Origin of the sequence: Pelomonas sp. KK5 (genome assembly GCF_001984095.1) — a bacterium.
Taxonomy (GTDB): Bacteria; Pseudomonadota; Gammaproteobacteria; order Burkholderiales; family Burkholderiaceae_C; genus KK5.
Genome location: NZ_LYVQ01000073.1, coordinates 20,820 through 27,059 on the forward strand (window position 1 = coordinate 20,820; position 6,240 = coordinate 27,059).

The following is a 6,240-nucleotide window of genomic DNA, read 5'->3' on the forward strand; positions in this document are numbered from 1 at the left end:
CGGCCGATAATCGGCCGCATGATCGGACGACTCACCGGCACCCTCGCGGAAAAGACGCCCCCGCAAATCCTCATCGATGTCCACGGCGTCGGCTATGAAGTCGACGTCCCGATGAGCACCTTCTACAACCTGCCCGGCCTCGGCGACAAGCTCAGCCTGCTGACCCACTTCGTCGTGCGCGAGGACGCGCAGGTGCTGTTCGGCTTCCTCACCGGCGAGGAACGCGCGACCTTCCGGCAACTGATCAAGATCAGCGGCGTGGGCCCGAAGATGGCGCTGTCGCTGCTCTCTGGTTTGTCCGTGCCCGAGCTGTCGCAGGCGGTCAGCAAGCAGGACACGGCGCGGCTCGTGAAGGTGCCGGGCATCGGCAAGAAGACTGCCGAACGGCTGCTGCTGGAGCTGAAGGGCAAGCTCGGCCCTGACCTGGCTCTGCCCGTCGCAGTCGCCAACGACAGCCAGGCCGACATCCTTCAGGCGCTGATCGCGCTCGGCTATTCCGACAAGGAAGCCGGCGCCGTGCTGAAGAAGCTGCCGCCGGACGTCGGCGTCAGCGAAGGCATCAAGCTCGCACTGAAGGCGATGTCCTGATGAGCATCCAGACCGACGACTTCGACATTCCCGCGCCCAAGCGCGTGATCGATTCCGCCCCCACCTCGCCCAACGAGGAGGCGATCGAACGCGCGCTGCGCCCCAAGCTGCTGGACGAATACGTCGGCCAGATGAAGGCCCGCGAGCAGCTGGAGATCTTCATCGGCGCCGCCCGCAAGCGCGACGAGGCGATGGACCATGTGCTGCTGTTCGGCCCGCCGGGCCTGGGCAAGACCACGCTCTCGCACATCATCGCCGCCGAGCTGGGTGTGAACCTGCGCCAGACCTCGGGCCCGGTGCTGGAGAAGCCCAAGGACCTGGCCGCGATCCTGACCAATCTCGAGAAGAACGACGTGCTGTTCATCGACGAGATCCATCGCCTGTCGCCGGTGGTCGAGGAAATCCTCTACCCGGCGCTGGAGGACTACCAGATCGACATCATGATCGGCGAGGGCCCGGCCGCCCGCTCGATCAAGCTGGACCTGCAGCCCTTCACGCTGGTCGGCGCCACCACCCGCGCCGGCATGCTGACCAACCCGCTGCGCGACCGCTTCGGCATCGTCGCGCGGCTGGAGTTCTACACGGCCGAGGAACTGCAGCGCATCGTCACCCGCTCGGCCGCGCTGCTGAAGGCGCCGATCGACCCCGACGGCGCGCTGGAGATCGCCCGTCGCTCCCGCGGCACGCCCCGTATTGCTAACCGGTTACTTCGACGGGTGCGCGACTACGCCGACGTCAAGGGCGACGGCCGCATCACCAAGACCATCGCCGACAGGGCCCTGGCCATGCTGGACGTGGATCCGCAGGGCTTCGACCTGATGGACCGCAAGCTGCTCGAAGCCATCGTGCACCGCTTCGACGGCGGGCCGGTGGGCCTGGACAACGTGGCGGCCGCCATCGGCGAGGAACCCGGCACGATCGAGGACGTGATCGAGCCCTACCTGATCCAGCAGGGCTACCTGCAGCGCACGCCCCGCGGCCGGGTGGCGACGCTGGCGGCCTTCCGCCACCTGGGCATCGCGCCGCCGAAGGTGCACGGCCAGCTGTTCGACGAATGAAAAAAGCGACCCGAGGGTCGCTTTTTGCTGGCGGTCGGAGACCGATCAGAAGTTGTGGCGCACGCCGGCAGCCAGCGAGTTGAAGTCGCCGGCGTGGTTCGGCAGCTTCTGGTCGATGGCGGTGTAGAAGGCGTAGACCTTGGTGCGCTTGCTCAGGTTGTAGTTGTAGCCCAGCGTCCACTGCGAGGCACCGGCGTTGCGGAAGGTGCCGTCCGCGCCGGACTTGGTGCCGCCGACGTTCAGGTGGAACTCGGAAGCGCCCATCGAGTACATGCCCGACACGCGGGCGATGTTGCGGCTGCGGAAGCCGTCGACCTTCTCGGTCGACACATAGCCGGTCACCAGGAAGGGACCGAAGCCGTAGTCGGCTTCCAGCACGTAGGCCTGGCGCTTGGGCGAGACGCCGAAGCGGTCAGCTTGCGTGTAGCCGCCACCGATGTGCAGCGTGCCCACCGAGTAGTTGAACGAGGAGTCGAACGCACGGCCACGGGTGCCTTCGCCGGCCATCGCCGAGATCGACGCGTCGAAGCCGCTGATGTTCGGCGTGATGTAGGTGACCTTGTTGGTCGCGTAGCTGAAGCCGATGGTCGAGAACAGCGCGTCGGACGAGGTGCCGGTGTCGTGGTTGTGGTTGCTGGTGCGGTCCACGGTGGCGAAGTACGAATCCGGGAAGTTGCTGCCCAGACGCACGGTACCGAAGGCGCCGCCGATCCACACATCGCTTTCACGGCTCCAGAAGGTGGTGCCGCCGCTGGCCGCGCCGGTGTCCGAGTTCAGGCCATGCTCGAGGTTGAAACCGGCCTTCAGGCCACCACCCAGGTCCTCGACACCGCGGAAGCCCAGGCGCGAACCGTTGTTCTGCTCAACGACGACGCGGTCGTTGTTGCCGTTCTTCTGGCTTTCCACCGAGGTGTTCAGGCGGCCCCACAGGGTCACCGAACCTTGGGCGAATGCGGGTGCTGCAACGGAAGCGGCCACGGCGGCCACAAGAGCGATCTTCTTCATCGTTTTCCTTAACAACTGAGGGGTTTGTGGCCGGCTGCACGCGCCGGTCTTCTGGACAGTGTGGCGGGAGTATAGGGAGAGAGGGGTTGTTCCCAATACAAACCGATGCGCTAGCGCAACAGTCTGGCAATGGTCAAAACACCCCGAAATTCAAGCCGCGGCGAGCGCGCGGCGCCGGCCTGGCGAGCACAGCCGGGCCACGCCCGACAGGCCCAGTGCCACCACGGCCAGGCCGCCCAGCTTCTGCCCCGGGCTCAGCAGGTGCGCGTTCCACAGCAGCAGGACCGCCGCCGCCAGCAGCACGACGAAGGCGGCCAGCGCCGCCACCTGCCGGGCGCGCGACAGCGGCGGGTCGTAGAGCTCGCGGGCACGCGGGTCGTAGGGCTCGACCTTCAGCCCGATGCCCGGCTGCCAGTGCGCCGGCTCCCACCACAGGCGCAGCTTGTCGCGCCAGCGCGGCGCGGCGCGCATCTTGGCCAGCAGCCGCGCATAGACCTGCCAGTTGGCCGCCAGAGGGTCCCAGTTCTGCAGGGCGTCGCGGGTGCCGTAGACACAGGGCTCCTCGTCCAGCTCGTCCTGGAAGCTGCCGAAGATGCGATCCCAGATGATCAGGATCCCGCCGTAGTTCCGATCCAGGTACGGATCGTTCACCGCGTGATGCACCCGGTGGTTGGACGGCGAGCAGAACCAGCGGTCGAACCAGCCCAGCCGCCCGATCTGCTGCGTGTGCACCCAGTACTGGTAGAGCAGGTCGATCAGCGCCACGCTGCCGAACACCAGCGGCGGGTAGCCGGCCAGCGCCATCGGCAGGTAGAAGATCCAGCCGACGAGCCAGCCGCTGCTCGTCTGGCGCAGCGCGGTGGAGAGGTTGTAGTCCTCGCTCTGGTGGTGGATCGAGTGGGCCGCCCACAGCAGCGCCGTCGTGTGGCCGAGCCGATGGTGCCAGTAGTAGAAGAAGTCGTAGGCGACCAGTCCGGTCAGCCAGACCCAGGGCGAGGACGCCGACAGATGCCAGAGCGCCGCATGCTCGTAGACCCAGACATAGATGCCCAGCGTCAGCAGCTTGGTGACGCCGCCGACCAGCTGGCTCAGCATGCCCAGGCTGATGCTGCTGATCGCATCGTTGAGCCGGTAGGTGTTGCGGCCACGCCGCCAGCCGATCCAGAACTCCAGCCCGATCAGCGCAAAGAACACCGGGGTGACCAGCACGATGATCTGGGCCTCTTGCACTGGGCGTCTCCGTTGTACTTGTAATAGGTCAGTCGAGAATTCAGGTTAGCTCATCGAGGCTCAGGTTGGCTAAGTGGAAATCATCATTCCAGCCCACCACGGTGAGCCCCTCCGGCGAGTACAGCAGCCGGTTGATCGTGGCATTGCCCAGCATCCAGCTGCGCGGGGCCTCCAGCGCCAGGCGGGCGCCGGCACGGTAGAGGCAGTCGAGCACGCCCCCGTGGGCGACGACGGCGATGCTCCGGCCCGGATGGGCCTGCGCCAGCCGCAGCACGGCCGGGACGCAGCGCTCGTAGAACAGCGGGATCGACTCGCCGCCCGGCGGCGCGAACGAGAGGTCCCGCTTGCGCCAGCGCTCGCTGTCCTCGGGCCAGCGCTCGGCGATCTCGTCGAAGCTCAGCCCCTCGAAGGCGCCGAAGGCCCGCTCGCGCAGCGCCGGCTCGAGCTGCAAGGGCGCGCCGGTCACGGCCGCCACCGCAGCCGCCGTTTCGCGCGCGCGGCCGAGGTCGCTGCTGTAGATCACGTCCAGCGTCTCGCCGGCCAGCGCCTCGGCCAGGCGCCGGGCCTGCAGCCGGCCCATCTCGTTGAGCGGGATGTCGATATGGCCCTGGATGCGCGAGCCGCGGTTCCAGTCGGTCTCGCCGTGGCGGATGGCCAGGATGCGGGTGCTCGTGTCGAGCATCGTCTCCGCCATCAGGCGCCCCAGTGCACGTCGGCGCCGGCCTTCTGCGCGTGGCGCATCAGTTCCACCAGCGGCCAGGCCCGCTGCTTGAGGCTCACGCCCTCGCGCCGGGGCGCCGCCTCGCCGGCGGCCTTCGCATCGGCCTGCCGCTGCGCGAAGGCATCCTCGTCGGCCGCCACCGCCTGCTCCAGCGCGGAGATCGCCTGCGGCAGCTGCTCCTGGGTGAAGATGCCCGGCGCGGCCGGATCGCGGCCCAGCAGGCGCAGCACCTGCTCGCCCTGCGGGCCCATCATGATCACGTCGGCGCCGGCCTTGGACTTGAACTTGTACAGCATCGGGGTCTCCCTATCGAGGAGCCCTTATTGTGCGCGGGCCGGCCAGACGAGCGCCTCGAAGGCGGCCGCGTCGAGCGCCCGCGCGAACAGGAAGCCCTGGAACTCGTCACACCCGCACCGCGCCAGGAAGTCGCGCTGCGCCTCGGTCTCGACGCCCTCGGCAATAACGTTCAGGTTCAGCGCATTCCCCATCTGCACGATCGCGTTGACGATGCCGGCGTCGCTCGCATCCCCGGGCAGGCCGCGGACGAAGCTGCGGTCGATCTTGAGCCGCTGGATCGGGAAGCGCTTCAGGTAGGCCAGGCTCGAATAGCCGGTGCCGAAGTCGTCGATGGACATGCCCACGCCCAATGCCGACAGCCGCTCCAGCCGCCGGAGCGCCTCGTCGGCGTCGCGTACCAGGATGGACTCGGTCAGCTCCAGCTCCAGCAGCTCGGGCGGCAGCCGCGCCGCCGCCAGCGTGCGGTCGACGAACTCGACGAAGCGCGGCTGCTGGAACTGCAGCGCCGAGACGTTGACCGACACCGGCATGCGCCGCCCGGCCCGCCACCACCGCGCCGCCTGCTCCACCGCCTTCTGAAGCACCCAGTCCCCGATCGGAGCGATGAAGCCGCTCTCCTCCGCCACCGGGATGAACTGGCCCGGCGGGATCTCGCCGCGCACGGGGTCGCGCCAGCGGATCAGCGCCTCCGCCCCGATCACCTGCCCGTCACCCAGCGAGACCTGCGGCTGGTAATGCAGCTCGAACTGCCCGGCCCTGAGCGCCTGGCGCATGTCGTGGTCCAGCCGCATGCGGGCCATCAGGTCCACGTCGCGGCGCGGCTGGTGGAAGCGCCAGGCGCTGCGCCCGCTCTCCTTGACCCAGTGCATCGCCTGCTCGGCGGCGGACAGCAGCTCGTCGGCATTGCCGCCGTCGCGCGGGAACAGCGCGATGCCGATGCTGCAGGTCACCGTGAAGTCCAGCGCCTCGAAGGTGAAGGGCAGCGCCAGCTCGCCCTGCACCCGCAGCGCCATCGCCTCGGCGCCGCGCGCGTCCACCGCATCGATCAGCAGCGCGTACTCGTCGCCACCCAGCCGGGCCAGCACGTCGCTGTCGCCGAGGCAGCGCTGCAGCCGCCCGGCCACGTCCTGCAGCACCCGGTCGCCGCAGCCGCGGCCGAGCGTGTCGTTGATCTGCTTGAAGCGGTCGAGGTCCACGTTCATCAGCGCGAAGGAGCGGCCTTCGCGCAGCGCGCCGGCCACCGCCGCCTCGACCCGGCCCGCCAGCACGGCACGGCCGGGCAGCTGGGTCAGCGTGTCGCTGGGCACCGGCTCCTCGGCGCGCTGCAGCCGCGCGGCCTGC

At 68.7% G+C, this 6,240-nt stretch carries 7 protein-coding genes; 2 read left to right on the top strand and 5 right to left on the bottom strand.

Going from position 1 to position 6,240, the window contains the following annotated elements; translation table 11 throughout:
* Positions 1-18 precede the first annotated feature (18 nt).
* A complete protein-coding gene (ruvA, locus tag B0W88_RS13555) occupies positions 19-588 on the top strand; it encodes a Holliday junction branch migration protein RuvA (RefSeq protein ID WP_077035189.1) in 570 nt (189 codons plus the stop codon).
* The gene (ruvB, locus tag B0W88_RS13560; RefSeq protein WP_077035190.1) at positions 588-1,646 is read left to right on the top strand and encodes a Holliday junction branch migration DNA helicase RuvB; all 1,059 of its coding nucleotides are present in this window, start codon (positions 588-590) and stop codon (positions 1,644-1,646) included. The genes ruvA and ruvB overlap by 1 nt, the downstream gene beginning before the upstream one ends.
* Before the next feature lie 45 nt (positions 1,647-1,691).
* Here ruvB and B0W88_RS13565 read toward each other — a convergent pair whose 3' ends face one another.
* The 5 genes from B0W88_RS13565 to B0W88_RS13585 all read right to left on the bottom strand — a co-directional run.
* Positions 1,692-2,651: a porin gene (locus B0W88_RS13565; RefSeq protein ID WP_077035191.1), complete on the bottom strand. Its 960-nt coding sequence runs from the start codon at positions 2,649-2,651 to the stop codon at positions 1,692-1,694.
* 150 nt (positions 2,652-2,801) lie between these two features.
* Positions 2,802-3,881, bottom strand: a complete 1,080-nt coding sequence (locus B0W88_RS13570) for a sterol desaturase family protein (protein ID WP_077035192.1) — start codon at positions 3,879-3,881, stop codon at positions 2,802-2,804.
* A gap of 40 nt (positions 3,882-3,921) precedes the next feature.
* Positions 3,922-4,575 carry a histidine phosphatase family protein gene (locus B0W88_RS13575; RefSeq protein WP_233151704.1) on the bottom strand — a complete coding sequence of 218 codons (654 nt, stop codon included), beginning with the start codon at positions 4,573-4,575 and terminating at the stop codon, positions 3,922-3,924.
* Positions 4,575-4,898 (bottom strand): DUF1840 domain-containing protein, encoded by a 324-nt coding sequence (locus tag B0W88_RS13580; RefSeq protein WP_077035193.1) that lies wholly within the window; start codon positions 4,896-4,898, stop codon positions 4,575-4,577. Before B0W88_RS13580 ends, B0W88_RS13575 begins: the two co-directional genes overlap by 1 nt.
* 24 nt (positions 4,899-4,922) lie before the next feature.
* On the bottom strand, positions 4,923-6,240 hold a 1,318-nt coding region (locus tag B0W88_RS13585; RefSeq protein ID WP_144006761.1), incomplete at its 5' end, for a bifunctional diguanylate cyclase/phosphodiesterase.